Here is a 425-nt window from a genome sequence, read left to right as displayed (position 1 = left end):
CCGCTCGACAGACACACGCCGGCCGATTTCGGCGTCGACACGACGGCGCGGCTGAAGGTGCTGAAGACCGAGGAGCCGGAAGGCCGCAAGGCCGGCATCAAGGTCAAGTCGGTGGCCGAACTGGTCGAAAAGCTTAAAGTCGAAGCCGGCGTGCTTTGAGGAATCCGTGAGGCCCGCCAGCAAACGGCGTGTCGCTGCGCTTCCGGTGCTCACGTACGTTCAGTACGCTGCGCGCCGGTTCTCGCGCCTCACCGTTTTCGGCAGGGCCTGACGGATTCAGGAACCAACAATTTTGGAGAACAAAACCATGGCTATTCTGCTTCTGGCTGATCACGACGGCAGCCACCTTTCCGACCAGACGGCAAAGGCGCTGACGGCGGCGAGTAAAATCGGCGGCGACGTGCATGTGCTGGTGGCCGGTGCCG

At 62.6% G+C, this 425-nt stretch carries 2 pseudogenes; both read left to right on the top strand.

From position 1 onward, the window contains the following. A pseudogene (locus BC363_RS34965) lies at positions 1 to 159 on the top strand (electron transfer flavoprotein subunit beta/FixA family protein); the annotation flags it as partial. Between the two features lie 148 nt (positions 160 to 307). Beyond that, positions 308 to 425, top strand: a pseudogene (locus tag BC363_RS34960) (electron transfer flavoprotein subunit alpha/FixB family protein); the annotation flags it as partial.

Source organism: Ensifer sp. LC384 (genome assembly GCF_001695865.1).
In the GTDB taxonomy this organism is placed as follows: Bacteria; Pseudomonadota; Alphaproteobacteria; order Rhizobiales; family Rhizobiaceae; genus Ensifer.
The sequence above is the reverse complement of the archived record's forward strand: the minus strand, read 5'-3'. Positions and strand labels throughout refer to the sequence as shown.